This window comes from Maccoyibacter intestinihominis, assembly GCF_040096355.1.
GTDB lineage: Bacteria > Bacillota > Clostridia > Lachnospirales > Lachnospiraceae > Maccoyibacter > Maccoyibacter intestinihominis.
In genome coordinates, this window is the sequence record NZ_JBBMEX010000006.1 from 87,622 (window position 1) to 114,198 (window position 26,577).

Sequence of the window (26,577 nt, forward strand, 5' to 3'; positions counted from 1 at the left end):
TTTTTGGAGGCAGTATGCATGAAGTTACAACAGTTACTGAGTTATACACGAAAAGCCGTGGATGATTATCAAATGATTGAGGAAGGGGATAAAATTGCCATCGGTGTTTCTGGGGGAAAAGACAGTCTGACACTGCTCTATGCACTGAAAGGCTTGCAGCGATTTTATCCAAAGCATTTTGAACTGACTGCTGTTACGGTAAATCTCGGATTTGAAGGCTTTGATCTTACAGCAGTAAAACAACTTTGTGAGGAGCTTGAAGTACCATATCATGTGATTGATACGGAAATTGAGGATATCATCTTTCGGGTTCGTAAAGAGGCTCATCCGTGTTCCTTATGTGCAAAGATGAGAAAAGGTGCTCTGAATACAGCGGTAAAAGAATTAGGCTGTAATAAAGTTGCCTATGCACACCATCGTGACGATATCATTGAGACGATGATGCTCTCTCTTCTCTTTGAAGGAAGGTTCTATGCATTCTCCCCTAAGACCTTTTTAGACCGTATGCAGTTGACGGTCATTCGTCCTATGATGTATGTTCCGGAGGTCGATGTTATTGGATTCCGCAATAAATATCAGCTTCCGGTTGCAAAAAATCCATGTCCGGCAGACGGTGCTACCAAACGGGAATATGCAAAGCAACTGGTGCGGCAGTTAAATATAGATCATCCCGGTGTTAAAGACCGTATGTTTCATGCCATTGTGACCGGTAATATGGAAGGCTGGCCACTGAAAGGAGAAACACGATGAAAGAAAAGGCATATCATGAGAAAGTCAATAACCGGAACGAGGTTCACTTAAGGGAACTTTGTGCGAAGTTACCGGTTTTTTGTAAGCAATTTTTTATTGGAATTGAATCAACAACTTCTTCCAGAACCAGAATTGCCTATGCATACGATTTAGGGGTTTTTTTTGAGTATATTCATGAAACCAATCCGATTTATCAGAAAATGGAAATTACCCATTTTCCATTGCAGATACTTGATGAATTAAAGCCTATGGATATTGAAGAATATCTGATGTATCTGAAATATTATGTAAAGGATGGGATGGAACACTCTAATGATGAACAGAGTCTGAAAAGAAAACTATCTTCTTTAAAGAGTTTTTATAACTATTATTACCGCAATGAACTGATTACACAGAATCCGGCTTCTATTGTAAAAATGCCAAAGCTGCATGAAAAGAATATTGTAAGGCTGGACGTGGATGAAGTGGCAATCCTCTTAGATGAGGTAGAATCCGGTGAAAAGCTGACAAAACGCCAGCAGGCATACCATGAAAAGACCAAGGTACGGGATTTGGCAATTCTGACTTTAATGCTGGGGACAGGTATTCGTGTTTCCGAGTGTGTGGGACTGGATATGGATGATGTGGACTTTAAAAACAACGGGATCAAGATACACCGAAAAGGCGGCAAGGAAGTCATTGTCTATTTTGGCGAGGAAGTCTGTGAGGCTCTTTTAAATTACATGGAAGAACGGGAAAATCTTACTCCGGTGGAGGGACATGCAAATGCTCTCTTCTTATCGATGCAGAACAAACGTATTTCCGTACGTTCCGTGGAGAATTTGGTAAAAAAATATTCAAAACTTGTTACCAATTTAAAGAATATCACACCGCATAAATTAAGAAGTACCTATGGTACGAACCTTTATCGGGAAACCGGGGATATTTATCTAGTGGCAGATGTGCTAGGCCATAAAGATGTCAATACAACGAAAAAGCACTATGCTGCCCTAGAGGATGAAAGACGAAGAACGGCAGCAAAATATGTACGGTTAAGAGAAAAACGTGAGGATTGATCATTAATCCTCACGTTTTTTTGCACTCTCTCCCGTTGTCTTCTCTTCTATCACAGCTTCAATACGACTTTTTACCAAAGCTGCAATCTCAAATGTATTCATTCCCTGATATTCTTCATAGGGAATTGGTTCTAAAAAATGTACCTGTGTTGTCACTTTTCCAAATCCAAAGCTGTTAAACACCTTGTACGAATCAATCAATGCAACCGGAACGATCGGTACCTTTGCACGGACTGCCGATTTAAAGCTGCCGGCTTTGAAATCTTCTACCGTATTCCGGTTATGATCGTAACCACCTTCCGGGAAAAGTATAAAACGTTTTCCTTTTGCAGCTTCTTCTGAAATTTCTAAAATAATCTTCATTGCCTGACGGACATCTTTGATGTCCATGCGTTTTCCGCATAAAAGATCTACAAATTCTTTTACCAATAATCCATTGGATTTATTGCGATCCATTACTAAGGAACATGTAGCTGCATGAGAGGCAATAATCCCTAAAGCGTCATACTTTCCCTGATGATTCGGGTACATGATATATCCGCCCTCTTTTGGCAGATTCTCTGCACCGGTATAAACTGTGGAAATACGACCGGAACGCTGCATCAGATGAATCATATGAGTTACCATCTGATAACGCTGCTCTTCTGAATATTTTTCCGGATGCTGTGCCATATACCGCATTTTTGGAATCATATATGGTGCACGGAATACATTCATCATAATTACATAAATAAATCGAAACATCTCTTCTATTCTCCCAAACTTATCTAAACTATTATACCCGTAAAAGTTCTAAAATTCAACAGATTCTACAATAGACAGATGGGATTTTTTCTCAATACCTTCTGATAAGGTTGCTCATGAGATTGGAATATATTATTTTTAGACAGGTATTAGCAGTCTTAAAGGTATTCCGCTGAATAATAAGGGATCACTAACTGGGTTCCTTCGTGGATGCGATTCTCATCGATCTGATTTAACTGCTTTACTTCTGTAATAAATTCCCGCTTGTTCTGATACTGATCATCCATGTAGGCATCTGCCAGTGTCCAGAGCGTATCTCCGTCCTCTACGGTAACCGTTGTATAATATTTATAAATAGGATGGTCAGCGGATGCCTGTGAGCGTCTGGCATCACTCCAGGAGCTTCCGAGTAAAACGCCTCCTAAGATAATTAACAGTGTAAGAATGGCGATAATTGTTCTGATTGATAATAAATGTTTCATCTTCATTTGTGTAACCTCCCATAATCCAAACATATGTTGCAAACGTTCGTTCTTTTTCTATAATATACCATCCGAACAATTGTTTGTCAAGAAAAATCCGAACATATTTTCGGAATGTTTGTTTGCTTTTTGTACTGTTCTGTGATACAATGAAAAAAACAAAGAATTTAAGAATATTTGGAGGGTATTTGTATGGCATACGGAAAGATCAGTGCGAAACAACAGGAAATTTTAGAATATATCAAAGATGAGATTTTACATAAAGGTTATCCGCCGGCAGTCCGCGAGATCTGTCAGGCAGTGAATTTAAAATCCACTTCTTCTGTCCACTCTCATTTAGAGACTTTAGAAAAGAACGGTTATATCCGCAGGGACCCTACAAAACCGCGTGCGATTGAGATCATGGATGATACCTTTAACCTGAACCGGCGTGAGATGGTCAATGTTCCGATCCTCGGTAATGTTGCTGCAGGGGAACCGCTTTTTGCAGAGGAGAATATTGAGGACTATTTCCCGATCCCTGCGGAGATGGTACCAAATTCAGAAGTATTTATGCTTCATGTGCGCGGCGAAAGTATGATCAATGTTGGTATTTTAGATGGAGATAATGTATTAGTACAGCAGCAAAGCACTGCAAAAGACGGAGAAATGGTGGTTGCACTGGTGGAAGATTCCGCAACGGTAAAGACCTTTTATAAGGAAGACGGTTATATCCGTCTGCAGCCGGAAAATGATACCATGGAACCGATCATTGTTCCGGATTGCCAGATTTTAGGAAAGGTGTTTGGTATCTTCCGTTTTCTGCGATAAGTATCAAAAAACAGCCGATATACAAGTGATTGTTTTTATATCGGCTGTTCCCTCATTTAATTATCTCATATAGAATAAACCACTTATGATATATAAGATGATTTGATCAATCTGATTTCTGGCAGTGCCTGCACATGATGATTAGTCAGTATCACGATTCTCACTTACATTTTCCACGGACTCTGTAACAGTATCCTCTATTTCTTTAAGCTGTTTCCGACACTGCTTATCTAATGAGATTGCTCTCATGATCCGGTTCTGATCCTCCGGTGAGAACATGGAAATAATCTTGGATATATTACTGAGCTGGTCACGGTTAAAGACGAACTCACCGCCGCCCGAAAGCGGAACACGGATACAGTTATCTAAGTTACTACAGTTACCGAGCATCAGACGGTTATTATCAAAATCACATTGTAAAATTATACCGTTATATTCGATGACACCATCCTCATTTGCTAAGGAGCTGTAAGGTGCCTGTTTCCCTTCGATCCGATTCATAAGATGTGAACCCCGGACTGCCGGAGCAGGCTCTAAAACAGAGTCTTCGTCAGAGGTGCTCTCTGAGGAAGAGGTCAGATCTTCAAAAAGTCTTGCAATCTGTTCTGCGGTAATGCTGTTTGTAATATCAGAACGATGTTCTAAGGTCTGAGCTTTACTCTCTTCTGCATCTAAACGCTGTTCTTCGCGTACCTGTTCCATGGTATCATCAATGTATTCCATAAGACGCTTCCAGTCTTTGACAGAGATTTCAGAACCACCGGTCTGATACTTCGGATCACCGTTTTTAATACGATCCTCAATAAAATGGTAAAAATCAGTGATGGCTTCCTCGATACTTTTGTTCATATAAGAGTTAGATGAATCTAACTCTTCAAAAAACGGTTTCTCTCCGGCAAGTGATCTTTTGGCGAGCTCCCAGCTTTCTAATGCCATCTGCTCAATTGGATCTTCTGTATCAGAGGTTAACTGCAGCGGATCTACTTCATAGGCGCTGACACTGCCATCCTCGGATTTCTTTTCAATATAAACCTTGTGCCGGGTTACGGAGACCTGTGCTTTTAAAGTATAACCGCTTTCTACAAAAGTTTTGACATGGTCTGCTTCGTCATAGCTGATATGGCGGGCACTGCACTCTACCGTTGCCTGAATAGAGAGTTTGCCGCTGCTATGTAAAAGAATGGATGTAGAAAGGCAGTTTGTGCGGGAAGTTTCCTCTAAGACCGGATCGGATACATCTCCGGTATCTTTTGAGTTATAACGATTTAAAAAAGCCTGTTCTGTGGAAAGTTTTGAGGTTTGCTGTTCTTTATTTCCCTGCATTTTGTCATAAAAACAGGAACTGCTGATTCTGTTTAATGTCATTCGTACTCACTCCATTTCTGCAATTTATTGGCTGCGTTTGTGTTCAGATAGATCTAATAATTTTTTTACCTGTTCTCTTCCACGTTTCAGATTGGTTTTAACTGTATTTTCCGGAATATGTAACAGTGCGGCAATCTCTTTGATGGAATAGTCCTCATAATAGAAAAGATAGAGAGGTCTTCGATAGCTTTCCTTTAACTCTAACACTGCCCAGAGTGTATCATCCGATTCCACATGCGGAACTTTGAAGTAAGCCTTTTCCGATTCCGGGATATGCTCAAATCCAATCGTGCTGTTGTTCCACTTGTTCTTCTGGTAATCCTTACATTGATTGATGGTAATACGGATCAGCCATGCCTTTTCATGTTCTGTGCTTTCAAATGCCGGCTGATAAAGCAATAGCTTTAAAAATACATCCTGTACGATATCATCGGCATCCGCATGGGATTTCAATTCCGAAAAGGCAATGCGAAATACAAGGGCATAATAGTTTTTAAAATAGTTTTCAAACTGTGTTTTTTCCATAGGTACCTGTCTCTTCTCTTTTCCTTATCTGATAATAATACGAATGAAAGGGGGAAAAAGTTTCAAAAAAAGCCGGCATACTGAACTTTTTTGTTCAGACAGCCGGACTTTTAAAAATGTATGAAAATGATAGATATTGGCTGATTAAAGCTGGTTCACATCAATCTGTTTTCCATCCGTCCACATACGCTCTAGATTATAGAACAGACGGTCTTCTTTAGAAAAGATGTGTACGATAATATCATTATAATCCATCAGGATCCATGTGGAGTTCTGATTCCCTTCTACCTGTTTGGTATGATATCCGGCTTTGTAGAGCTCTTCATCTACTGCATCGCGCATAGCGGCGAGCTGATTTGCGTTAGTTCCGTTTGCGATCACAAAAAAATCTGCAATCGTTGAGATCTCACGGATATCGATCACGCGGATATCTTCCGCTTTTTTATCTTCTAATGCCTTCGCAGCGATTTTTACCATTTCTGCTGACTGGTTCATGCTATTCCTCCTGTTTTAAGATTCTTTGGTTGACGCATAGTATTCATAGGTTTTCTGCGTCATGGAATCGATCTGTTTATCACTTTTCTTTAAATACTCTAAGGTATCATATAAAATACCCTCCATTGCCTGATTCAAGTCCCAGAAAGCAATCTTACGAACATATTCTAAGTTCGGCTGGCTGTCACGGTTTGGTTCAATATAATCGGCAACAAAAAGGATCTTATCTAAGGTACTCATTCCCGGCTCTCCGGTGGTATGCACATAGATGGCATGCAGTACTTCATCATCCATAACCCCGTATTTTTCTCTTGCGATATAAGCACCGAGTTTTGCATGCAGTAAAGATGGATTTTCACGCTCTACGTCACTTACGATAATGCCGTATTTTTTGCAAAGCTCTAATTTTTCATCGTTTGGAATTGCTTTGGCACAGTCATGCAACAGTCCTGCTAAGATCGCCTGATGCATCATCACACCGTAGCGCATGGCAAGGCTTGCTGCCGTATACATGACACCGATGGTGTGTTCATAGCGTTTTTCATCTAATTCTTCTTTTAACTGCATCTGAATATTTGTAAAAATTTCATTCATAGTTTTGTCCTATCCTTCTGTATTCTGTTTTTGGGAGTATAAACGGTGTATTAAGATATAGTCTTCTACGGCTTTTGGAACCTTTCCGGAAATACTGTTCCCCATTCGGATATCTTTTCGGATCTGCGTGGAGGAAATGTCTGTTGGAGGAATTTTTAAAAGAGAAAAATCTCCCTGGTATTCCAAAGAAAGCTCATCTGCGATCTGCTTGACATCCTCATCGCCTAATTCATCCCGCATAGCTGCTAAGATATGGCATTTAGAAGCGATCACCTCCGCATGTGACCATTTCCGAAAATCCGCAAGGGAATCGGCTCCCATCAGGAAATAAAATTCCGTATCAGGTTCTTCTGCCTTTAATTCATTTATGGTCAGATAGGTATAACTTAACCCGCCTTTTTGAATTTCTCTGTCTGTAACCGTATAATTGGGATGTCCCTGAATCGCTAATTTTACCATATCTAAACGGCTTTTGGCATCTAACATCTCACTGCTGTCCTTGTGTGGCGGACAATAGTTGGGGATAAAGAGTATTTCGTCCAGACCGTATTCTTTCCATGCACATTCGGCAATCTCTAGATGTCCGACGTGGATGGGGTTAAAAGAACCTCCCATAATCCCTGTTTTTTTCATGTGAACCTCTTATTTTGGTAATTCAATTTTTGGATCTTTTTTGGATGGACGGTAAAAAATCATTTTCTTTCCGATCACCTGAACGACTTCAGAATGCGTCCGTTCTCCAATTGCCTCTGCAATGATGCGCGGGTCATCAATACAGTTTCTCAGTACCGATACCTTTACCAATTCTCTTTTTTCCAGTGCTTCGTCGATCGCAGTCACGATCTCCGGAGTCAGGCTTGCCTTTCCCACCTGAAAAATAGGATTCATAGTGCTTGCAAGGCTTTTTAAATAAGCTCGTTGTTTACTGTTCATATCTTTTCCTCTATTTATAATAATCAAATTCCAGTCCGTACATACGCACGGTATCGCCTTCTTCAATTCCTAATTTTTCTAATTCCTTTAAAATTCCCTGCTGTTTTAAGAATTTCTGGAAGAATAAAAATCCTTTTTCCGAATCAATGTTCGTATATCCTAACATTTTTTCGATGCTTGGACCTTCTACGACATAGACTTCATCCTCTTCGTCAAAGACTACCGTGTATGGTTCTTCGTCTTCCTGACAGAGTTCCGGGAAGAATTCCTGTTCAAACACGATCGTATCCTGCGGACATTCTGCTAAGAGTGCCTTTACTGCAAATAACAGTTCTTTCACACCTTTTCCGCTGACCGCAGAGATCGGATAGACTTCGATGCCTTCCGGTTCAAAGGTTTTACGGAGATTTTCGATGATCTCATTTTCGCCTTCATAAATGGCATCGATCTTATTCGCAGCAATGACCTGCGGTTTTTCTAACAATTTCGGGTTATATGCCTCTAATTCACGATTGATCGCAAGGATGTCTTCGATTGGATCGCGTCCTTCTACGGAAGCTGCATCTACCATATGGATCATGACTTTGGTACGCTCGATATGGCGAAGGAATTCATGACCAAGTCCGACTCCCTCGGAAGCACCTTCAATGAGTCCCGGAATATCTGCAATGACAAATCCACCGTCTTCCATATCTACAACACCGAGATTTGGATTTAAGGTTGTAAAGTGATAGTTGGCGATCTTTGGCTGTGCATTGGTCACTCTTGCTAAAAATGTGGATTTTCCGACATTTGGAAATCCTACTAAACCGACATCCGCAATGACTTTCAGCTCTAAACGTACTTCTATTTCAATGCCTTCCTGTCCCGGTTTTGCATATTTTGGTGCCTGCATCGTTGAGGTTGCATAGTGCTGGTTTCCAAGTCCGCCGTTACCGCCCCGTAAGACGATCTGTCTTTGGTTGTCGCCGGACATGTCTGCAATGACTTTGTCGCTTTCGGCATCCCGGATGATCGTACCCTCCGGAACTTTTAAGATCAGATCGGCACCCTTTTTTCCATGGCAGTTTCGCTTACCGCCCTCTTCGCCGTTCTCCGCAGCGAATTTTCTGCGGTGCCGGTAATCAGACAGCGTATTCATACCCTTGTCTACCACAAAGATGATATCTCCGCCTTTTCCTCCGTCGCCACCGTCCGGTCCGCCGTTTGGCACATATTTTTCACGGCGGAAAGAGACATGTCCATCTCCGCCTTTTCCTGATTTTATGATAATTTTTGCACGGTCTGCAAACATAATTTTTTACCTCATTTTTCAATAAATGACAAAATAGACCCGGCTATACAGTCGGGTCTACTAACTATCCATGATTATTTGCTCTCAACCGGATATACGGAAGCCTGTTTCTTATCTCTTCCTTTTCTCTCGAATCTTAAGATTCCATCTGCTAAAGCGAATAATGTATCATCGCCACCGATACCTACGTTTGTACCAGGATGAATTCTGGTTCCACGCTGTCTGTATAAAATGTTACCGGCTTTTACAAACTGACCGTCTGCTCTTTTTGCACCTAATCTCTTGGATTCGGAATCTCTACCGTTCTTTGTAGAACCCATTCCTTTTTTATGAGCAAAAAACTGAAGGTTCATTGTTAACATATCTTACACCTCCTCGAAGTCTAATGTAATAAATTCATTACCGTATTGATTCATAATTTCCTGTAAGCCAAGTGTCATTGACTGTATGAGTAAAAAGCTGTCATGTTCTGACGGTTTTTCTAATCGGAAAACAATCTGACCGCTCTCTTCATCGGTATCGATTGAAAAGGCTTCTTCTGTCAGGTTGCCGATGGAATTAATGGTATTGATGACCAGTGCAGATACACCGGCACACACCACATCTTCCCCTGCATTGGCATAGCCTGCATGTCCGATACAGTCAAATCCTGTATACAGGTTGTTCTGATTTCTGTAAACTGTAATCTCGATCATAAGATTTCAGGCTTAAGCGTTGATCTTTTCAATCTTAACTTTTGTATACGCCTGTCTGTGACCATTTTTCTTATGGTAACCGGTTTTTCTCTTATATTTGTAAACGATAACTTTCTTTCCTCTTCCGTTCTCAACTACAGAAGCTGTTACGCTTGCTCCGTCAACGAATGGACTTCCGACTTTCATCTCATTATCGCTTACTGCTAAAACCTGGTCAAATGTAACTGTCTCTCCAGCTTCAACACCAAGTTTTTCAACATTAATGATATCGCCTTCGGAAACTTTGTACTGTTTACCACCTGTTGCAATAATTGCGTACATAAGGCACCTCCTATTTATCATTACTCGCCAGTTTTGGTGCTGCAAACGCAGACTTAGAACCTCGCTGTGCGGCATACTCAATTATCATAGCATAAGCAGGATATTACGTCAACTGTTTTTCTACAATTTTCAATACCGAATTTCCAAGGTAACTTTCCAATACCTTTCCTGTTTTTTTCGGTTCTGCTCCAAACAGAAAATCTAAGAAAGATACTGGTCTAAACCTCCGGTTGTCGTTTCGATCAGTTCAATGGCATCCTTGGTACTCTTTGCAAGCTCTAAATTGTGCTCGCTTAAGCCGTTTGCCTGCTCTGCACTTGCGGTTACCTGCTCTGTGGTTGCAGATAACTGTGATATGTTTTCTACGATCTGGTTATTAGAATCCGCTAACTTTTCAATCCTTGCACTGATCTCCTGGATATCTTCGATCAGACCGGAAATATTGGTATCCATTTTTTCAAAACTCTGTGCAGCATCTAAGATCATCGTACTCTGGCTGTCTGCCGCCTTGACGGATTCATCAATAATGGTAACGACTTCTTCGGCGTTTTCATTCAGTTCCTGAATGATCTTTGAAATCTCTTCGGTGGACTGTCTCGTCTGTTCCGATAATTCACGGATTTGATCTGCGACAACGGCAAATCCTCTGCCGGCTTCTCCTGCTCTTGCACTCTCGATCGAGGCATTTAAGGCTAAGAGGTTTGTCTGGCTTGAAATACTAAAGATCATACCGGTAATTTCTTCCACTGCCTTTGTACGCGTCTGTAATCCGGCCATGGAAGTGTTGACTTTTTCGTTCGTCTGTGTGATCCGTTCGGCCTGTGTCTGAAGATCTTTGACAATTTTAATACTGTTTTTTAAATCCCGGTCGGAATCCATAGCAGCATCTACGGCATTCTTGGAGTGTTCCACGGTTTCGTCAATGGCTTCCTGTATCGTCTGCGTCATCGTGCTCTGTTCGTAGATATTTTCTGCTGTGACACTTGCAGCATCTGAAATCTCTTTCATGCTGTGAGCCACGGTTTCCGTAGACTCTACCAGTCCGTCCACCATGTCATTGCTCTTTGACGTTTCACTGCGGACCGTTTTAGAAATGTTCAGGATACTGTCTAACATAGAAGTCTGGGTCTTTTGCTGTTCTTCTATGGAAACAAGGGCATGGGTGTTAAACAGTTCTGCGATCGTGCCTACCCGGATGATCGTATAGAAGGCCATAAAGAACATGATCATGGTGCATGCCAGTTCAAAACCGTTATCTAACAGGTGTCTCTGACAGCGGATGATCACACCGACCACATAATCAAAGCTGAAGATTCCTGCCGCGATATAAATTAATTTTTTGTCAAAATATGCAATAAAAGTTGCCAGCAGTCCAAGTAAAGTGAACGTTAAGAATTCACTGCGGGCATCAAAGACCATCATCAGATAGATGATACTGTATTCTAAGGTCATGATGATCTTATACTGTTCCCAGGATGGTCTGACTTTAAAACAGATGACATTTGCTATGATCGCAGCCACAATGATACCGCATTTTACAATGGTTTCTACCTTTCCGGCGTTGCCCCGTGTCATCTGCAGGATCAGATAAGCTGCCATTTCTAAATATAAAACAGCAAATCCCATGGTCAAAAACGTATTCATTTTTATGTTCCGCTGTTCCTTATTGTTATAACGGAATTTCATTTTTTCATTTGTATCAGGCATAATATCACTCCTTCAGTTATACTTAAATGATCATATCTTTAATATTATTTTAACAAGTTTAAGGATAGAGGTCAACCGCTATTCCTCAGGGGAATCCTTGAATTTGCTGCATAAAATGTCGCCCACACACCAGATTGCTCCTGCTGCAGAAAGGGAAAAGACAAAAGCAACCACATTTTTTACAAATTGCAGGCTGGTAATGCTCAGATTTCCCGCAAGAAGTTCCTGTATCGTCGCATAGAGATTATGGATTCCCATCGTCCATACTCCTATATAAAGTGCATAATAAATGCCGGCAAGCTTAAAAAGACATGCCAGAAGTTTTTTTGGAAATTTACTTTTCATCAGAGACATCTCCTTGTAATTGTTCTTTTAGGCTTTTCTGTACTTTTTTCCTTGTTAATTCTACCAATCCTAAGCGTGTAATGTCAACCAGTGTGGCGGGAACTTTGTCTTTTTTTAAGTCCATCCGCAGGATATGCATTAACTCTTCCCGGTGTTCTTTTTCTTTCATATCAATAAAATCAATGATACAGATGCCGGAAATATTCCTTAAAATAAGCTGTCTTGCTATCTCATGGGCTGCTTCAACGTTCACGGAAAAGACCAGTTCCTCTCTGGCTTTCTTTTTGATGTTTTTTCCGCTGTTCACATCAATGACCGTCAATGCTTCGGTCGGGTCAATGACTAAATAGGCACCGGACGGCAGCCAGACCTGTCTGTGTAATGCCCGTTCCAGTTCATGTGTCAGACTGTAAAGTGCAAAAAGGGATACCTGTGTATCGGTATAAAGGTGTAGTTTTTCAGCCTCTTTCGTATCTTGAAGGTGTTGTAAAAGCACTTCATGTACACTGGGAATATCAGTCGTGATCTTTTGCACTTCCGTGAGATTACGGTTTTTTAAAAATTGCAGATAAAAAGGCGGGGCTTCCCGCAACCGTGTAAAAGCAGTCCGGTGCATTGCCCCTTGCAGGCAGGCGTGACACTGCTTTGTTAACATTTCTAATTCCTTTAAAATCTCTTCATCGGAAGCATCTTTTGCGGCGGTACGCACGACGATCCCAAAGGTATCGGTGATCTGATCTTTTAACAATGCCTGCAAACGTTCCCGCTCTGTCGCATGCAGTTTTTTAGAAATACCCAAAAGATGGTTTCCGGTCGTCAGTATCAGGTATTTCCCGGAAAAGTTCAGATTTGCAGAGACCGAAGCAGGTTTGTTCTTTTGCTTTTCTCTGGTTACTTCCACGAGAAGTTCATCACCGATGCATAAGTCTTTTTTTCCGTTCTTTTTCGTAAAAACAGCATTTTTTGCTTCTTCTAAGGGCAAAAAACAGGAGACACCCTTTGCAATATCCACAAAGGCTGCCTGAATGTTTTGTGCAATATTTTCTACTTTTGCGATGTAGATATTTCCAAGGATCGAGGACTTTGAGACGGCTTCTGCCTGAATCTGCGTCATGCGCTTTTCATCAAAGGCCGCCGCAATCCAAAATTCCTGCCCCCATCCTTCTTTTAAAGGTGCTTTCGTAATGATGATCCGCTCAGACAATGTTCTCTCCAAGGGCATCCAGCGGGATGAAATCACCCTGCTCATTTTTGGTATAGGTCTCTAATTTATGGATCTGCATTGCTTCAGGATGATAGGTCAGTCCCGCTGATTCAAACATGGAAGCAAGCACTAACTCCGGTTTGATATTGTCCACACTTCCGGTACAGACCTTTAAGTAGAATACCGGTGCAGCGTTTCGGTTTTGAACCTGAAAGTCATAGATCAATGGCTTTAAGTCCATTTCACGTTCACTCTTTTTTGTCTTTTTGACGATCAGGATTTCGGACTGTTTTTCGTAGAAATTCCGATAGATCTCCGTAAATTCTGCAACCGATCTTGGAATTTCATAACCTTCTTTATAGAAGATCTCATAGTCTGCTGCCGCAACTAAAGACATGGATTTTTTCGCGGTATCCGGTAATGCAACGTAAGAGGTCACTTCCACGCCTTCGACCATGGCTTCGTTTAAGATCTTTAAGGATTCTGCCGTTGACTTCGTAGAAAGTACCTCAATGTCAAAATATTCTCCGTCACTGGTGATCCCGACACCAAGCGGTGCAGCAAAGGACATGATCATATGAGGGTTAAAGCCTTCGGAATACTTCATGTCGATGCCGGCACGTTTTAGTGCCTTTTGAAAATAACGCATCATATCCAGATGTCCGACAAATTTTAAGGCACCATATTTTCGGAATTTAATTCTAATTTTCATAGCAGACACCTCGTTTATATTTTCTTGCACCACAGCCGGAACAGCGTTCTCTGCAGTTCGGGGTGACGACCTCGGATCGTGCCGTTTCCCACTCGCGGATCAAAAATTCTTTGGTCACGCCGGCATCGATGAAATCCCAAGGGAACAGCTCGTCGGTTTCTCTTGGGCGGATCGTATAAAAATCAGGATCAATGCCGCAGTCCTCAAAAATCTGCATCCATTTCTCATTGTCAAAGTATTCGCCCCAGGCATCAAAAATACAGCCTTCTTCATAGGCTTTTAAAATAGCCTTGCTGAGACGGCGGTCACCTCTTGCAAAAATACCCTCTAATACGGTAACATCTGCCTGATGCCAGTTATACTTGATACTCTTGCGGTTCAACTGATCTTTTACGGTATCGTTGACGATTTTGGCACGATTTAAGAATTCCTCTTTGGTACACATCGGTGACCACTGGAACGGTGTAAACGGTTTTGGCACAAAGAAAGAAGTGCTGACCGTAATCTGGCATTTTCCGTTTCTTTGATCTTTTGGGATCTCATAATAGCGGACAGCGATCCTGTTTGCAAGTTCTGCAATGGCTTTCATATCATCGACCTGTTCTGTCGGAAGTCCAAGCATAAAGTAAAGTTTTACCTTGTTCCAGCCACCTTCAAAGGCAAGTCCGCATCCATGTAGGATAATCTCTTCGTTCAAACCTTTGTTAATGACATCACGAAGTCTCTGGGAGCCTGCCTCCGGTGCAAACGTCAGACTGCTCTTTTTAATATCCTGTACTTTTCCCATAACGTCTAAGGAAAATGCATCTACACGCAGAGACGGAAGGGAAATATTCACATGTTCCTTTCCATGATGTTCGATCAGGTAGTTGATCAGATCCTCTAATTCCCGATAATCACTGGTACTTAAAGAGCTTAAGGAAATCTCTTCATACCCGGTATTCTTTAACATGATGTCTGCCTGACGTTTCAGACGCTCTACATCTTTTTCACGGAGCGGACGATAGATCATACCCGCCTGACAAAAACGGCAGCCGCGGATACAGCCACGCTGTACCTCTAATACGACACGGTCCTGTGTCACTTTCAAAAACGGTACGACCGGTTTGTCCGGATAGACGCTGGCAGTCAGTTCCGTTACTACCTGTTTTTCGATTTTTTTGGGGATATCGTCATATACCGGTTCCATAGAGGCTAACGTTCCATCTTCTTTATAGCTGACTTCATAGAGTGACGGAACATAGATTCCCGGTATCTTTGCCGCCTGATGCAAAAAGGCTTCTCTCGAGGCATCTCCTTTTTTCCACTCTTTATACAGATCTAATAAAGCATCATAGCTTGTTTCACCTTCGCCAATATAGAATAAATCAAAAAAGTCTGCCAAAGGCTCCGGATTGTAGGTACATGGTCCTCCGCCAATGACAAACGGCATATCCCGTTCACGCTCTTTTGCTAAAAGTGGGATCTGTGCTAGATCTAAGATCTGTAAGATATTGGTATAACACATTTCATATTGGATGGTGATCCCGATAAAGTCAAAATGCGTCAGTGGTTCCTGTGATTCGAGTCCGAACAGCGGAATATGCTGCTCTTTCATGATCTGATGCAGATCCGGCCACGGGGAATAGACTCTCTCGCAGTATACATCTTCTCTCCGGTTAAACATATCATAAAGGATCTGGATGCCTAAATGTGACATTCCAATCTCATAGACATCCGGAAAGCACATGGCAAAACGGATGTCTACGTCCTCAGGATTCTTTACGACACTGTTTAACTCATGCCCGATGTATCGGACGGGCTTGTCTATTTTCATTAAAATTTCATCACTTAATGCTAATTTTCTCATATTTTTCCTATCATATGTTCTATGCTGCATACGGTTGCTGACATGGCTCTACCGCTGTGCCAATTCCTGTGTGATTTCCTCCCAGGTCACACCCTTTTCTACCATTAATACCATGACATGATAGAGAAAATCTGAAATCTCGTATTTGATTTCTTCCGGGTCCGGGTTTTTTGCGGCAATCACAATTTCCGTACACTCTTCACCCACTTTTTTCAGAATTTTGTCAATCCCTTTGTCAAAAAGATAGTTGGTGTAAGAACCTTCTTTTGGATTATTTTTGCGGTCTTCAATAATATTATAAACCGTTTCAAATACTTTTAATGGATTTTTTTCAATATACTCTTTCTTGACGATCTCATTGAAAAAGCAGCTAGGATTGCCGGTATGGCAGGCAACCCCTACCTGTGACACTTTTGCAAGTATCGTATCAAAGTCACAGTCGGCTGTTAATTCTTTCACATACTGAATATGTCCGGAAGTCTCACCCTTCATCCAAAGTTCCTGACGGCTTCGGCTGTAGTAGGTCATTTTTCCACAGTTGATCGTAGCGTGGAACGCTTCTTCGTTCATATAAGCACACATTAACACATCGTTGGTCGTATAATCCTGTACAATGACCGGGATCAGACCGTCCGAATTTTTCTTTAAGTTCTCCCAACTGATCGCAGGGTCAAAATTATCCATCTTGATGCCATTACGGGACAGCTCTGTCTTTAACTTCATAATGTCTGTCTCTAAATCATTGATGAACTCTCCACAGATACCACGCACATTGTCTCTTTTTAAGAGTGTGGTCAATTTATCCATATCCAGCTCGTTCTGCTCAACCAAATAGATGATGTCGGTCAGATTTTCTACGGAATCTAAGATTTCCTGATTCATAACCAGAATCTCATGTACACTCTCCTGAAGTTCTTTCTGATGTTTAAAGATGTAATCCACATTCTTTAAGGAGATGATGATCTTTTCCTTACCGAAACGTTTGCTCGCCTCCATCGCAAGCTGGGCGGTAGAAGGTTTTGAACCATTTAAAATAACTTCCTTACATCCGGCATAGATCAGTTTCTTGACATCCTCTAAGCGGTTAATGTTACCTCCTGCACAAAGCGGAATCTCTAACAGACGGTTTAACTCTTTGATGGTATGGATATTCAGTTCGTGCTCCTCATCTTCCGTAGAAAGGTCATAGATCAGGATCTTATCAATGCCGCTGTCATTATACAATTTGATCAGGTTCTTTGTGTCTTCAAGTTCCTCTAAATTATCAATGCTTTTGACTGCCTTTCCGTTTTTTAAATATAAGGTTGCAACCAGATTTTTATATTCTCTCATTTTTACAGACTGCCTTTCGTAGATAGTATATCATGAATCCGCGGGTCCGTCGTGACCGCTTCATCTAATGCTTTCGCAAATGCCTTGAATAATGCCTCAATGATATGATGGCTGTTTGTGCCGGATAATACCTTCATATGCAGATTCATGCCGGCGGTATAGGATATGGCATAGAAAAATTCACGCACCATCTCCGTATCAAATTCTCCTACGCGTGGTGTATCAAAAGTTCCATCAAAGGAAAAATAAGGTCTTCCCGATAAATCCAAGGCACAGAGGACAAGTGTTTCATCCATTGGCAGGATACAGCTTCCGTAGCGGCGGATGCCTTCTTTTTTGCCTAAGGCATTCTTGATCGCCGTTCCAAGGACAATTCCGGTATCTTCGATCGTATGATGGGAATCTACATGAAGGTCCCCTTTTACCTGAAGTTTCAGGTCAAAAAAACCATGCCTTGAAAATCCCTCTAACATATGGTCAAAAAAACCGATCCCGGTATCCACCTCATAGACACCGCTTCCGTCAATATTCAGATCTAATTGAATGTCCGTCTCTTTCGTCTTTCGGACTTCACTTGAAGTTCGTGCTGTATTCATCCGGGTATTCCTCCTTAATCCTCAAATCTTACTTTAATCGAATTTGCGTGTGCCGTCAACTGTTCACATTCCGCAAACTGTACAATATCCTTATAAACAGGCTCTAATGCCTCTTTTGAATAAGAAATGATACTGGATTTCTTAATGAAGTCATCTACGCTTAACGGAGAGAAAAATTTAGCGGTTCCGTTGGTTGGCAGTACATGGTTTGGACCTGCAAAGTAATCGCCTAACGGCTCCGAGCTGTATTCTCCTAAGAAAATAGCACCGGCATTGCGGATCTTCGTCATAACTTCGTATGGATTTTTCATCACGATCTCAAGGTGCTCGGAAGCAATCTCGTTTGCGGTCTGGATCGCCTCTGCGTCATCCTTTGCCACTAAAATATAACCATACTGGTCTAAAGACTTCTGGATGATCTCTTTTCTTGAAAGCTGTTTTACAAATGCATCGATCTCTTTAGAGACTTCTTCTGCTAAAGTTTTGCTTGTGGTCACAAGGATCGCAGATGCCATTTCATCATGCTCTGCCTGTGATAACAGGTCTGCGGCAACAAAACGCGGATTGGCAGTCTCATCTGCTAAGACTAAGATCTCACTCGGTCCTGCGATCGAATCAATGCTGACATGACCAAATACGGCTTTTTTTGCAAGTGCTACATAGATGTTTCCCGGTCCTACGATCTTATCTACTTTAGGGATGCTTTCGGTTCCAAAAGCAAGTGCTGCGATTGCCTGTGCACCACCCACTTTATAAATGCGGTCTACACCGGCTTCTTTTGCGGCAACTAAGGTAGAAGCACAGATTTTACCGTCTTTTCCCGGAGGGGTGGTCATAATGATCTCATCCACGCCTGCTACTTTTGCCGGCATGACGTTCATCAGTACACTGGATGGATAGACTGCCTTGCCACCCGGTACATAGACACCGACTCTCTGTAATGGCGTTACTTTCTGACCTAAGAGGATGCCGTTTTCTTCCGAATCAAACCAACTGTACTGTCTTTGTTTTTCGTGATAGGTACGGATGTTGACCAATGCTTTTTTGATGACCTCTAACAGCTTTGCATCAACATTTTCATAGGCTTCTTTGATTTCCGCATCGGTGACTAAAATGGTATCGGCACTGATGTCGGCACCGTCAAAACGTCTGGTATAGTCAAATAATGCAGCGTCTTTTTTTGCCCGTACATTTTCTATGATCTCGGCTACCTGGCTTTCAAATTTGCCATAACTGTTCGGACTACGCTTTAAAAGATTTTCTAAGATATCTGTTTTACTTTCTTCTGTTAACGTTAAGATCTTCATCTTAAACCTCCTGACTGCTCAATACGGACTTTAAGTCGGTAATCAGCTTTGTAATACGTTCATTTTCCATCTTCATGCTGACCTGGTTGACCACCATTCTTGCAGATAACGGTATGACTTCTTCTAAGACAGAAAGTCCGTTTTCCCTTAAAGTAGAACCGGTCTCTACAATGTCTACGATCACTTCGGAAAGTCCGACGATCGGGGCTAACTCGATCGAGCCGTTTAACTTGATGATCTCCACGGTCTGATGCTTTTTATTATAAAAATAATCCTTTGCGATCTTCGGATATTTGGTTGCAACACGAATCTGTTCCCGGTGCTTTAACAGTTCTTCGGCTTCTTTTGGTCCGCAGACACACATTTTACATTTTCCAAAGCCTAAGTCTAAGACTTCGTAGATGTTGCGTCCTTCTTCTAAGATCGTGTCTTTTCCGACAATTCCAATGTCCGCGGCACCGTATTCCACATAGGTGGGAACATCCGGCCCTTTGGCTAAGAAGAAACGCAGCTTATATTCTTCATTGACAAAAATCAGCTTTCTGGTCTTTTTGTCCTTCATCTCTTCACAAGTAATGCCTATTTTTTCAAAGGTTTCTAAGGTCTGGTTTGCTAATCTGCCTTTCCCTAAAGCAAACGTTAAATATCTCATATCTTCCATTTTTATTCTCCGTCCATATATGTAATCTTTGTCATTCCGGTTCTGCCGGCATATGCCTGATAGTCCTCTTTGCTCTTGGTCTCATCCATACATAACAATTCTATCAAAGCTCCGTTTTTTCTCAATTCCTGTGCCTTTAGGATGGCTTCTTTTTGAAGCTGTTTCGGATAAAGCAAAAGCTGATAGTCTTTGTCTGTTGTTATTTCTGTCTTTTGTCTCTGGATAGCGGCTAAAAGCTGGTCGGAGGCAATGGCGAAACCAATGGCAGGTGCATCCTTGCCAAAATACTTTAAGAGTTTATCATAACGTCCGCCCTTTACAATCGGTTCTCCCGTTCCGAAGGTATAGCCGGAAAAAATAATACCGGTATAATAATGGTAGTCGCTGAGCGCACCAAGTTCATAGGAAATATAACGTTCTGCCTGATAGAGTTTTAACACTTCATGCAGATCCTTTAAGTAAGCTAAAGCAGAAGCACTCTTTTGATATGGTGCTGCTTTTTTCTGAATCTTATCAAACTGCTTTGGACTGTCATAAAAACCGCCTAAGAGGGTAAAAAGTTCCTTTAAGTCTTCGGCAATCTCCAGTGTACCGATGAACTCCTCCACACCGAAAAAATTCTTGTTAGAGATCAGTTCCCGCAGTTCCTCTTCCTGTTCTTCATTTAGTCCTGCTTCTTCCATCAGTCCTTTTAAAAATCCGGCATGACCGATACTGATCTGAAATTTTTCCAAGCCTGCCTTTTTCAGACATTCGACTGCCATCGCAAGGATTTCTGCATCTGCTTCGATCGAGTCATCTCCGATCAGCTCTGCACCAAGCTGTGTGGATTCCTTTAATCTGCCCTGATAACTGTTATTATTGATAAAAATATTTCCGGCATAGCAGAGTCGGATCGGCATAGTTTCCTCGCCAAAATACATTGCGGCTGCTCTTGCGATGGATGGAGTCATATCCGGACGCAGTACTAAAGTATTTCCTTCACGGTCAAAAAACTTATATAAATCTTTGGATGGGATGGTGCCGATCTCCCGATTGAATACATCAAAAAACTCAAACGTCGGAGTCTGGATCGTATGATAACCGAAACTTAAAAACGTCTGGTGGAGTTCCTGCTCTATGCGCTGTTTTTTATCGCATTCTCCGTTGTAGATATCGCGGACACCTTCCGGTGTATGTAATAATTCTCTTCTCATGCTTTTTTCCTCCGACACTTTATTGTGGTAACGTGCTACCTTGATAATATATTAAACTTGATTTATTATATGTTACATTAGAAAAAAAGTCAATCCCTGCTTCTTACGTTTATTCCCGAATTTCTAAGTCTTTTTGGATACCGTCTAAATACGGAACTAAGATCACGCCTTTTCCTTTTAAAAAGAAGTCTTTTTCTAATTCCTCATAGCGAAAACTTTTCCGTCCGCCTGTCTCCATACGATTCCAGAATTCCATGAGCTTTTGATGACGCAGATAATAGAATTCATCTTTGTGCGTAAAGGAAATCAAAAGGAAGGAGATACCGCCCTGTTTTTCAAAATCCTCCATAAACTGCACCTGATGCGGATGAATATTGGCAAGCGGAAAGGTATCTGTATGACATTCTTTGGCATCAAAACAGACCGGAATCCCCTGTACGGCACCGATATAGTCTACGGTACTCTTCTGGTCAAAATAAGCAAGGGTAATGTGTCTGGTTGCCTTGTCGATATTGATCGGTGTGATCGGTGTCGGTACTTTCTGGATCAGGGCAAGTCCGTGTTCGGCATATTTTTCATTGGTCCGGTTGATAAATTCTTCTAAGGTTGAACCTCTTAAACCTCTTGAATTCCAAGTTGGCATTACAGGATTCCTTTCGCGGCAATATCACCTTCGTAATAAATTTTTTCCATATAGGCGAGGTTAAATTTTCCGTCTTTTAAGGTCACTAAATTCATACAGCAGTTTGGTTGATGAATCTCCCAGTAACGGTCAATATCCCAACCTAAGACGTTGAGTAATAAAGCACGGATCAATGCTCCGTGGCAGACGACCAGTACATTTTCATAAGTATGCTCTAACGGTCGCAGTTCGTCTTCTAAGAAATCTTTGGCCCTTGCCATAATATGTTCATAGCTTTCGGCTCCGTCTTTTGCCTGATATTTCGATGGAATGTTAAAACAGTATTTCAGATTCTGATTTTCCGGTTTTTCATTAATATCTTTTATCAGCATACCTTCTGCTTTTCCAAAATTCATCTCAATGATCCGGTCATCAATGACGATTTCGGTTGTATGTGTACCACGGACGATCTCAGCCGTTTTACGGGCTCTTGATAGCGGACTTGCATAAATAATATCAAATTGAAGTCCCTCTTTTTCGATGCCGTCCCTTGTGATCTTAGCTAATTCAATGCCGTATTCATTTAACGGAATATCGGTACTTCCCTGGATTCTTCCTGCTTTGTTTCCGTTGGTTTCTCCATGTCTTAAGATATAAATATTCATGTTCTCCACCTCTTATTTTTCTCTGCCTGTCTTTTGACATTCTAAGGCACGTTCAAATTCTTTCGGGGCATCTGCCTGTATCTTGGTCCCATCGGCTAAAAACAGGCGGTATGCATGTAATAACTGATGTGTCACACCTGCATTTTTTAAAAATTCCCGGTTAAGCCTCGGATTTCCGTATTTGGTATCGCCAATAACAGGGTGACCAATCGATGCTAAGTGTGCACGGATCTGATGGCTTCTTCCGGTGATCAGATGAACTTCAAGTAAAGTTACCTGACCAACGAGCTTTAAGGGACGATATTCGGTAATGATCGGCTTTGCATCATTAGAAGGCTCAGAAAGTATGGTGACCTGATTGTTTTTCTCATCCTTTTTTAAAAAACCTTCGATCCGTCTTGGCTTGGAAATATGCCCTGCGACGATCGCAAGATAATATTTTTCCATACTGCGTTCCCGAAAGGCTTTGCTCATCTGCTGCAATCCATTCAGGGTCTTTCCTGCAACTAAGATTCCCGATGTGTTGCGGTCTAACCGGTTGCAGACCGATGGTTTAAACGTATGCAGGCTCTCTCTTGTTATTGTACCACTTTCTAAAAGATATTGTAATATATATTCATTTGCGGAAATATCTTCTTTTTTCGCTTTTTGGGAAAGCATTCCCGCCGGTTTGTTGATGGCAAGGATATCGTGATCCTCATAGACGATTTCTAGTGAAATATGCGGAACGGAAACAACCGGATCTTTCGTCTGTTGTTTTCCTGCAAATTTTTCAAAAGTCTCATCCGAAAGGAATAATTTTACCGAATCTCCGGCAGTTAATTTCTCATTTCCAGTTGCTTTTTTGCCGTTTAAGACAATATTCTTTTTTCGGAGCATCTTATAATAAAAGCTGGCAGGAGCCTCTTTTAAGAGTTTGCCTAGGAATTTATCCAGACGTTGTCCGGCTTCATTTTCGTTGATCACAATTTCTTTCATGCTTCTCTTGCCTGCTTTCCGTTTTTCTTTTTATGGACATTTCGAATAGTCTTTTTCTGCTGCGGTTTTTGCTTTTGCGATTTCTGCTGTTTTTTGGCGGAAGCACCCTTTTGTGTGGATGATGAAGACTGGATATTTCTCGGACGGATCAGACATTTTTTGTCAAATCCGATCAGATCCGTTCTGCCTGCCTTATGGAGTGCCTCCGATACCAGTTCGTAATTCTTTGGATTCCGATACTGGATCAATGCCCGCTGCATGGCTTTTTCGTGTGGGTTCACTGCCGTATAGACCGGTTCCATGGTCCGCGGGTCTACTCCGGTATAATACATGCAGGTAGACAGCGTGGAAGGTGTCGGATAAAAATCCTGTACCTGTTCCGGCATATATCCGAAATCCCGTAAAAATTCTGCTAATTCCACGGCTTCTTTTAAGGTAGAACCCGGATGCGAGGACATCAGATAAGGTACTAAGAACTGCTTTCGCCCGATCTTTTCGTTCATCTTCTGATAGGACTGCACAAAACGGCGGTAAACACTGTTTTCCGGTTTTCCCATATATTTTAAAACAGCATCCGAAATATGCTCCGGGGCAACCTTAAGCTGTCCTGAAACATGATATTCACACAATTCTTTCAAAAAGCTCTGGTCTTTATCGGCAAGCAGGTAGTCAAAACGGATACCGGAGCGGATAAAGACTTTTTTTACCCCCGGAAGTGCTCTTAACTGTTTTAAAAGTGCCCGGTAATCTCTGTGGTCTGCGATCAGATTGTCGCAGGGTTTTGGAAAGAGACACTGTTTGTTTGGGCATGCTCCGTGTTTGAGCTGTTTTTTACAGGCAGGTGCCCTGAAATTCGCTGTCGGACCACCGACATCGTGAATATATCCCTTAAAGTCGGGTTCCTTCGTAAGCATTTTTGCTTCTTCGATAATGGATTCATGGCTTCGTACCTGAATGATCCTGCCCTGATGAAAGGTTAAGGCACAAAAACTGCACCCTCCAAAACAGCCACGGTTGCTGACGAGACTGAATTTCACTTCACTGATCGCAGGCACACCGCCTGCTTTTTCATAGGAAGGATGATAAGTGCGCATATAGGGAAGTGCATAGACATCATCCATTTCTTCGATCGTCAGCGGCTTAGACGGTGGATTTTGTACCACAAAGGTTTTATAGTCATAGCTTTCCGCTAAACGCTTTCCCGAAAACGGGTCGGTATTTTGATATTGCACATAAAAACTTTTGGCATAATTCTTTTTATCTGCTTTCAGTTCTGAATAGTCTGGCAGAAAAATCGCATCATAAATATCTTCTTTTTTTCTTGTTTTATAAACAGTTCCATCAATAAATGTAATATCACGAACCAAAAGCCCACTGTTTAGGGCATCTGCCACTTCTACAATGCTTCTCTCTCCCATTCCGTATAAGAGCAGATCCGCACCGGAATCTAATAAAATGGAACGTTTTAAGGAATCTGACCAGTAATCATAGTGGGCAAGCCTGCGCAGACTCGCTTCAATCCCGCCAATGATGATCGGTGTTTTTTTATAATTGCGTCGGATCAGATTACAATAAGTAATGGTGGCATAGTCCGGCCGCTTTCCCATGACTCCGCCCGGTGTATAGGCATCTGTGGAACGTCGCTTTTTAGAAACGGTATAGTGGTTGACCATAGAGTCCATATTTCCGGCGGCAACCAAAAAGCCGAGTCTTGGTTCGCCTAAAATAGAAATACTGTGATCATCTTTCCAGTCCGGCTGTGAAATGATCCCAACGGTATATCCATGTGCTTCCAGTACCCGGCTGATGATGGCATGTCCAAAGGATGGATGGTCAACATAGGCATCGCCGATCACATAGACGAAATCCAGTTGCTGAATACCACGCTCATCCATATCTTTTTTACAAATGGGTAAAAATTTATTTTTCATGTCAGATCCTCATAGGTGCCATTTAAAATTTCCTCATAGGAAGTAATGTAATAATCAGAAAGTTCTTTTTTTAATGGATTCTGCTCGGTGGAAAATTCATCTTCTACGCCACAGACTTTCATGCCGGCACTGATCGCTGCCCGCATTCCGTTTGGAATATCCTCAAAGACCATGCAGTGCTCCGGGGCAACATTAAAATGTTCTGCTACCATCAGATAGATGTCCGGTGCGGGTTTCCCATTCGGGACTTCATCGGACGTTAAGATATAATCAATATCCTCTAAAATATCATGTGCCTTTAGACAGGCTCTGGTCAGTTCATAGGAATTGCTGGTTCCGATGCCGACACGGATTTCTTTTTCTTTTAATAAGTCTAAGAACTGCTTCGCTCCCGGTTTTAACGGCACTTCTTTGCAGTATTTTTCATAAGCCATGCCGTTCCAGATCTTCATCAGTTCCTGTGGAGTATCCTTTAAGTTGAACCGCTTGATAAAATAGTCGGCAGTCTGCGCAAAGCTGATACCTTCTATCTCATATTTCAGATTTTCCGGCATTTCTAAACCGCGTGCGGTTAAAAATTCAATATCAATGGATTCCCACATCCACATGGAATCTACTAATGTTCCGTCTAGGTCAAAAATGACTGCCCGGATATTTTCTAACATATTTTTACTCATTGTTTTTCCTCTATATTGTTCTGTTTTTCAGTGCAGATAATTCTTCTGTGGTAAGTGCCCGGTAGCTTCCGGGAGTCAGGGTTTCATCTAATTGTAACGTTCCCATAGAAAGCCGTTTTAAAAAAAGAACCTGTTTTCCGACCGCTTCAAACATCCGCTTGACCTGATGATATTTCCCTTCTGTGATGCTGACACGGATTTCTGAAATATCATCCGATTTTTCAATAACAAGGGTTGCAGGAAGTGTCGGTTTCTCTTCTTTGATATCTAATCCAAGGGAAAAGCGCTGGACATCTTCCCTCGTAACTCTTCCCTGTACCTTTGCAAAATAGGTCTTTGTCACATGCTTTTTCGGGCTTAGAAGCTCATGGGCTAATGTTCCGTCATTTGTGATCAGCAAGAGTCCTTCCGTGTCAAGATCCAGCCTGCCGACCGGAAACAGGTTATAGCCCTTTGGATTTTCAATAAAAGAAAGGACGGTCGGATACAGATTGTCTTTGACTGCCGAAACACAGCCGCCCGGTTTGTTTAACATATAATAGACATAGGGTTCATAGGCAACCGTTTTTCCCTGATAACAGACGGTATCTTTTGTTATGTCAACCTTTGCTTCGGGCTTGCTTATCGGCATGCCATTGACGCTGACCTGTTTTTTTCGTATGATGTTTTTTACCTCCGAACGGGTTCCAATGCCCATATCGGCTAAATATTTGTCCAGTCGGATCATAATAC

The 26,577-nt window shown here is 41.8% G+C and carries 31 protein-coding genes; 3 read left to right on the plus strand and 28 right to left on the minus strand.

Translation table 11 applies throughout. The features are described 5' to 3' along the window. Positions 1–18 precede the first annotated feature (18 nt). Together WMO43_RS07215 and WMO43_RS07220 are read left to right on the plus strand one after the other, a co-directional pair. Positions 19–750, plus strand: a complete 732-nt coding sequence (locus tag WMO43_RS07215) for a tRNA 2-thiocytidine biosynthesis TtcA family protein (RefSeq protein WP_353530727.1) — start codon at positions 19–21, stop codon at positions 748–750. After that, positions 747–1,805, plus strand: a complete 1,059-nt coding sequence (locus WMO43_RS07220) for a tyrosine-type recombinase/integrase (protein ID WP_353530728.1) — start codon at positions 747–749, stop codon at positions 1,803–1,805. Before WMO43_RS07215 ends, WMO43_RS07220 begins: the two co-directional genes overlap by 4 nt. Positions 1,806–1,808: 3 nt before the next feature. On the opposite strand, the gene WMO43_RS07225 is transcribed toward WMO43_RS07220, so the two are convergent. Together WMO43_RS07225 and yneA are read right to left on the minus strand one after the other, a co-directional pair. Continuing rightward, entirely contained in the window at positions 1,809–2,549 is a 741-nt protein-coding gene (locus WMO43_RS07225; protein ID WP_353530729.1) for a lysophospholipid acyltransferase family protein, read from the minus strand. Positions 2,550–2,707: 158 nt separating this feature from the next. Then, a complete protein-coding gene (gene yneA / locus WMO43_RS07230; protein ID WP_177963904.1) occupies positions 2,708–3,037 on the minus strand; it encodes a cell division suppressor protein YneA in 330 nt (109 codons plus the stop codon). Between the two features lie 186 nt (positions 3,038–3,223). Between yneA and lexA the strand changes: the two genes are divergently transcribed. Beyond that, complete coding sequence (gene lexA / locus WMO43_RS07235) at positions 3,224–3,841, plus strand: transcriptional repressor LexA (RefSeq protein ID WP_177963905.1); 618 nt, start codon at positions 3,224–3,226, stop codon at positions 3,839–3,841. 141 nt (positions 3,842–3,982) lie between these two features. On the opposite strand, the gene WMO43_RS07240 is transcribed toward lexA, so the two are convergent. The 26 genes from WMO43_RS07240 to WMO43_RS07365 form a co-directional block, all read right to left on the minus strand. Continuing rightward, entirely contained in the window at positions 3,983–5,206 is a 1,224-nt protein-coding gene (locus WMO43_RS07240) for a hypothetical protein (protein ID WP_353530730.1), read from the minus strand. Between the two features lie 24 nt (positions 5,207–5,230). Further along, positions 5,231–5,731 (minus strand): RNA polymerase sigma factor, encoded by a 501-nt coding sequence (locus WMO43_RS07245; RefSeq protein WP_353530731.1) that lies wholly within the window; start codon positions 5,729–5,731, stop codon positions 5,231–5,233. 144 nt (positions 5,732–5,875) lie between these two features. Further along, the gene (gene rsfS / locus WMO43_RS07250; protein ID WP_353530732.1) at positions 5,876–6,226 is read right to left on the minus strand and encodes a ribosome silencing factor; all 351 of its coding nucleotides are present in this window, start codon (positions 6,224–6,226) and stop codon (positions 5,876–5,878) included. A 15-nt stretch (positions 6,227–6,241) separates the two neighbouring features. Continuing rightward, positions 6,242–6,820 carry a bis(5'-nucleosyl)-tetraphosphatase (symmetrical) YqeK gene (gene yqeK, locus WMO43_RS07255; RefSeq protein ID WP_177962565.1) on the minus strand — a complete coding sequence of 193 codons (579 nt, stop codon included), beginning with the start codon at positions 6,818–6,820 and terminating at the stop codon, positions 6,242–6,244. 9 nt (positions 6,821–6,829) lie between these two features. Beyond that, positions 6,830–7,453, minus strand: coding sequence for a nicotinate-nucleotide adenylyltransferase (gene nadD, locus WMO43_RS07260; protein WP_177962564.1), 624 nt, complete (start codon positions 7,451–7,453; stop codon positions 6,830–6,832). A gap of 9 nt (positions 7,454–7,462) precedes the next feature. Then, complete coding sequence (gene yhbY / locus WMO43_RS07265; protein WP_353530733.1) at positions 7,463–7,753, minus strand: ribosome assembly RNA-binding protein YhbY; 291 nt, start codon at positions 7,751–7,753, stop codon at positions 7,463–7,465. A 10-nt stretch (positions 7,754–7,763) separates the two neighbouring features. Then, positions 7,764–9,047, minus strand: a complete 1,284-nt coding sequence (obgE, locus tag WMO43_RS07270) for a GTPase ObgE (protein ID WP_353530734.1) — start codon at positions 9,045–9,047, stop codon at positions 7,764–7,766. A gap of 74 nt (positions 9,048–9,121) precedes the next feature. Then, complete coding sequence (gene rpmA / locus WMO43_RS07275; RefSeq protein ID WP_177962561.1) at positions 9,122–9,409, minus strand: 50S ribosomal protein L27; 288 nt, start codon at positions 9,407–9,409, stop codon at positions 9,122–9,124. 3 nt (positions 9,410–9,412) lie between these two features. Then, positions 9,413–9,742, minus strand: coding sequence for a ribosomal-processing cysteine protease Prp (locus WMO43_RS07280; RefSeq protein ID WP_177962560.1), 330 nt, complete (start codon positions 9,740–9,742; stop codon positions 9,413–9,415). A gap of 12 nt (positions 9,743–9,754) precedes the next feature. Continuing rightward, on the minus strand, positions 9,755–10,063 hold the full coding sequence (gene rplU / locus WMO43_RS07285; protein WP_177962559.1) for a 50S ribosomal protein L21: 309 nt from the start codon (positions 10,061–10,063) through the stop codon (positions 9,755–9,757). A 201-nt stretch (positions 10,064–10,264) separates the two neighbouring features. Then, complete coding sequence (locus WMO43_RS07290; RefSeq protein WP_353530735.1) at positions 10,265–11,770, minus strand: methyl-accepting chemotaxis protein; 1,506 nt, start codon at positions 11,768–11,770, stop codon at positions 10,265–10,267. A 78-nt stretch (positions 11,771–11,848) separates the two neighbouring features. Then, positions 11,849–12,115 (minus strand): hypothetical protein, encoded by a 267-nt coding sequence (locus WMO43_RS07295; protein ID WP_353530736.1) that lies wholly within the window; start codon positions 12,113–12,115, stop codon positions 11,849–11,851. Beyond that, positions 12,105–13,319, minus strand: a complete 1,215-nt coding sequence (locus WMO43_RS07300; protein WP_353530737.1) for a ribonuclease E/G — start codon at positions 13,317–13,319, stop codon at positions 12,105–12,107. The genes WMO43_RS07295 and WMO43_RS07300 overlap by 11 nt, the downstream gene beginning before the upstream one ends. Then, a complete protein-coding gene (locus tag WMO43_RS07305; protein ID WP_353530738.1) occupies positions 13,312–14,031 on the minus strand; it encodes a TIGR03936 family radical SAM-associated protein in 720 nt (239 codons plus the stop codon). Before WMO43_RS07305 ends, WMO43_RS07300 begins: the two co-directional genes overlap by 8 nt. Further along, positions 14,021–15,880, minus strand: coding sequence for a TIGR03960 family B12-binding radical SAM protein (locus WMO43_RS07310; RefSeq protein WP_353530739.1), 1,860 nt, complete (start codon positions 15,878–15,880; stop codon positions 14,021–14,023). The genes WMO43_RS07305 and WMO43_RS07310 overlap by 11 nt, the downstream gene beginning before the upstream one ends. A 48-nt stretch (positions 15,881–15,928) precedes the next feature. Next, positions 15,929–17,212 (minus strand): bifunctional phosphoribosyl-AMP cyclohydrolase/phosphoribosyl-ATP diphosphatase HisIE, encoded by a 1,284-nt coding sequence (gene hisIE, locus WMO43_RS07315; RefSeq protein WP_353530740.1) that lies wholly within the window; start codon positions 17,210–17,212, stop codon positions 15,929–15,931. 2 nt (positions 17,213–17,214) lie between these two features. Beyond that, positions 17,215–17,808, minus strand: a complete 594-nt coding sequence (gene hisB, locus WMO43_RS07320) for an imidazoleglycerol-phosphate dehydratase HisB (protein ID WP_177963025.1) — start codon at positions 17,806–17,808, stop codon at positions 17,215–17,217. A gap of 14 nt (positions 17,809–17,822) precedes the next feature. Beyond that, on the minus strand, positions 17,823–19,115 hold the full coding sequence (gene hisD / locus WMO43_RS07325; protein WP_353530741.1) for a histidinol dehydrogenase: 1,293 nt from the start codon (positions 19,113–19,115) through the stop codon (positions 17,823–17,825). A 1-nt stretch (position 19,116) separates the two neighbouring features. Continuing rightward, positions 19,117–19,767 (minus strand): ATP phosphoribosyltransferase, encoded by a 651-nt coding sequence (gene hisG, locus WMO43_RS07330; RefSeq protein WP_353530793.1) that lies wholly within the window; start codon positions 19,765–19,767, stop codon positions 19,117–19,119. An 11-nt stretch (positions 19,768–19,778) separates the two neighbouring features. Next, positions 19,779–20,972, minus strand: coding sequence for an ATP phosphoribosyltransferase regulatory subunit (hisZ, locus tag WMO43_RS07335; RefSeq protein WP_353530742.1), 1,194 nt, complete (start codon positions 20,970–20,972; stop codon positions 19,779–19,781). A 109-nt stretch (positions 20,973–21,081) separates the two neighbouring features. Next, positions 21,082–21,615, minus strand: a complete 534-nt coding sequence (locus WMO43_RS07340) for a Holliday junction resolvase RecU (protein WP_353530743.1) — start codon at positions 21,613–21,615, stop codon at positions 21,082–21,084. Continuing rightward, the gene (locus tag WMO43_RS07345; RefSeq protein ID WP_353530744.1) at positions 21,615–22,259 is read right to left on the minus strand and encodes a histidine phosphatase family protein; all 645 of its coding nucleotides are present in this window, start codon (positions 22,257–22,259) and stop codon (positions 21,615–21,617) included. The genes WMO43_RS07340 and WMO43_RS07345 overlap by 1 nt, the downstream gene beginning before the upstream one ends. Before the next feature lie 12 nt (positions 22,260–22,271). Then, positions 22,272–23,237, minus strand: a complete 966-nt coding sequence (locus tag WMO43_RS07350) for an RluA family pseudouridine synthase (protein ID WP_353530745.1) — start codon at positions 23,235–23,237, stop codon at positions 22,272–22,274. Continuing rightward, complete coding sequence (locus WMO43_RS07355; protein WP_353530746.1) at positions 23,234–25,168, minus strand: YgiQ family radical SAM protein; 1,935 nt, start codon at positions 25,166–25,168, stop codon at positions 23,234–23,236. The genes WMO43_RS07350 and WMO43_RS07355 overlap by 4 nt, the downstream gene beginning before the upstream one ends. Next, positions 25,165–25,845, minus strand: a complete 681-nt coding sequence (locus WMO43_RS07360; RefSeq protein WP_353530747.1) for an HAD family hydrolase — start codon at positions 25,843–25,845, stop codon at positions 25,165–25,167. Before WMO43_RS07360 ends, WMO43_RS07355 begins: the two co-directional genes overlap by 4 nt. Positions 25,846–25,855: 10 nt before the next feature. Then, a complete protein-coding gene (locus tag WMO43_RS07365; RefSeq protein ID WP_353530748.1) occupies positions 25,856–26,572 on the minus strand; it encodes a pseudouridine synthase in 717 nt (238 codons plus the stop codon). Positions 26,573–26,577 lie beyond the last annotated feature (5 nt).

What these genes read in the sequence shown, in the direction of transcription:
- WMO43_RS07215 (WP_353530727.1), top strand. Translation starts at nt 19, where the DNA reads ATGAAGTTACAACAGTTACTGAGTTATACACGAAAAGCCGTGGATGAT.
- WMO43_RS07220 (WP_353530728.1), top strand. Translation starts at nt 747, where the DNA reads ATGAAAGAAAAGGCATATCATGAGAAAGTCAATAACCGGAACGAGGTT.
- WMO43_RS07225 (WP_353530729.1), bottom strand. Translation starts at nt 2,549, where the DNA reads ATGTTTCGATTTATTTATGTAATTATGATGAATGTATTCCGTGCACCA.
- yneA (WP_177963904.1), bottom strand. Translation starts at nt 3,037, where the DNA reads ATGAAGATGAAACATTTATTATCAATCAGAACAATTATCGCCATTCTT.
- lexA (WP_177963905.1), top strand. Translation starts at nt 3,224, where the DNA reads ATGGCATACGGAAAGATCAGTGCGAAACAACAGGAAATTTTAGAATAT.
- WMO43_RS07240 (WP_353530730.1), bottom strand. Translation starts at nt 5,206, where the DNA reads ATGACATTAAACAGAATCAGCAGTTCCTGTTTTTATGACAAAATGCAG.
- WMO43_RS07245 (WP_353530731.1), bottom strand. Translation starts at nt 5,731, where the DNA reads ATGGAAAAAACACAGTTTGAAAACTATTTTAAAAACTATTATGCCCTT.
- rsfS (WP_353530732.1), bottom strand. Translation starts at nt 6,226, where the DNA reads ATGAACCAGTCAGCAGAAATGGTAAAAATCGCTGCGAAGGCATTAGAA.
- yqeK (WP_177962565.1), bottom strand. Translation starts at nt 6,820, where the DNA reads ATGAATGAAATTTTTACAAATATTCAGATGCAGTTAAAAGAAGAATTA.
- nadD (WP_177962564.1), bottom strand. Translation starts at nt 7,453, where the DNA reads ATGAAAAAAACAGGGATTATGGGAGGTTCTTTTAACCCCATCCACGTC.
- yhbY (WP_353530733.1), bottom strand. Translation starts at nt 7,753, where the DNA reads ATGAACAGTAAACAACGAGCTTATTTAAAAAGCCTTGCAAGCACTATG.
- obgE (WP_353530734.1), bottom strand. Translation starts at nt 9,047, where the DNA reads ATGTTTGCAGACCGTGCAAAAATTATCATAAAATCAGGAAAAGGCGGA.
- rpmA (WP_177962561.1), bottom strand. Translation starts at nt 9,409, where the DNA reads ATGTTAACAATGAACCTTCAGTTTTTTGCTCATAAAAAAGGAATGGGT.
- WMO43_RS07280 (WP_177962560.1), bottom strand. Translation starts at nt 9,742, where the DNA reads ATGATCGAGATTACAGTTTACAGAAATCAGAACAACCTGTATACAGGA.
- rplU (WP_177962559.1), bottom strand. Translation starts at nt 10,063, where the DNA reads ATGTACGCAATTATTGCAACAGGTGGTAAACAGTACAAAGTTTCCGAA.
- WMO43_RS07290 (WP_353530735.1), bottom strand. Translation starts at nt 11,770, where the DNA reads ATGCCTGATACAAATGAAAAAATGAAATTCCGTTATAACAATAAGGAA.
- WMO43_RS07295 (WP_353530736.1), bottom strand. Translation starts at nt 12,115, where the DNA reads ATGAAAAGTAAATTTCCAAAAAAACTTCTGGCATGTCTTTTTAAGCTT.
- WMO43_RS07305 (WP_353530738.1), bottom strand. Translation starts at nt 14,031, where the DNA reads ATGAAAATTAGAATTAAATTCCGAAAATATGGTGCCTTAAAATTTGTC.
- WMO43_RS07310 (WP_353530739.1), bottom strand. Translation starts at nt 15,880, where the DNA reads ATGAGAAAATTAGCATTAAGTGATGAAATTTTAATGAAAATAGACAAG.
- hisIE (WP_353530740.1), bottom strand. Translation starts at nt 17,212, where the DNA reads ATGAGAGAATATAAAAATCTGGTTGCAACCTTATATTTAAAAAACGGA.
- hisB (WP_177963025.1), bottom strand. Translation starts at nt 17,808, where the DNA reads ATGAATACAGCACGAACTTCAAGTGAAGTCCGAAAGACGAAAGAGACG.
- hisD (WP_353530741.1), bottom strand. Translation starts at nt 19,115, where the DNA reads ATGAAGATCTTAACGTTAACAGAAGAAAGTAAAACAGATATCTTAGAA.
- hisG (WP_353530793.1), bottom strand. Translation starts at nt 19,767, where the DNA reads ATGAGATATTTAACGTTTGCTTTAGGGAAAGGCAGATTAGCAAACCAG.
- hisZ (WP_353530742.1), bottom strand. Translation starts at nt 20,972, where the DNA reads ATGAGAAGAGAATTATTACATACACCGGAAGGTGTCCGCGATATCTAC.
- WMO43_RS07340 (WP_353530743.1), bottom strand. Translation starts at nt 21,615, where the DNA reads ATGCCAACTTGGAATTCAAGAGGTTTAAGAGGTTCAACCTTAGAAGAA.
- WMO43_RS07345 (WP_353530744.1), bottom strand. Translation starts at nt 22,259, where the DNA reads ATGAATATTTATATCTTAAGACATGGAGAAACCAACGGAAACAAAGCA.
- WMO43_RS07350 (WP_353530745.1), bottom strand. Translation starts at nt 23,237, where the DNA reads ATGAAAGAAATTGTGATCAACGAAAATGAAGCCGGACAACGTCTGGAT.
- WMO43_RS07355 (WP_353530746.1), bottom strand. Translation starts at nt 25,168, where the DNA reads ATGAAAAATAAATTTTTACCCATTTGTAAAAAAGATATGGATGAGCGT.
- WMO43_RS07360 (WP_353530747.1), bottom strand. Translation starts at nt 25,845, where the DNA reads ATGAGTAAAAATATGTTAGAAAATATCCGGGCAGTCATTTTTGACCTA.
- WMO43_RS07365 (WP_353530748.1), bottom strand. Translation starts at nt 26,572, where the DNA reads ATGATCCGACTGGACAAATATTTAGCCGATATGGGCATTGGAACCCGT.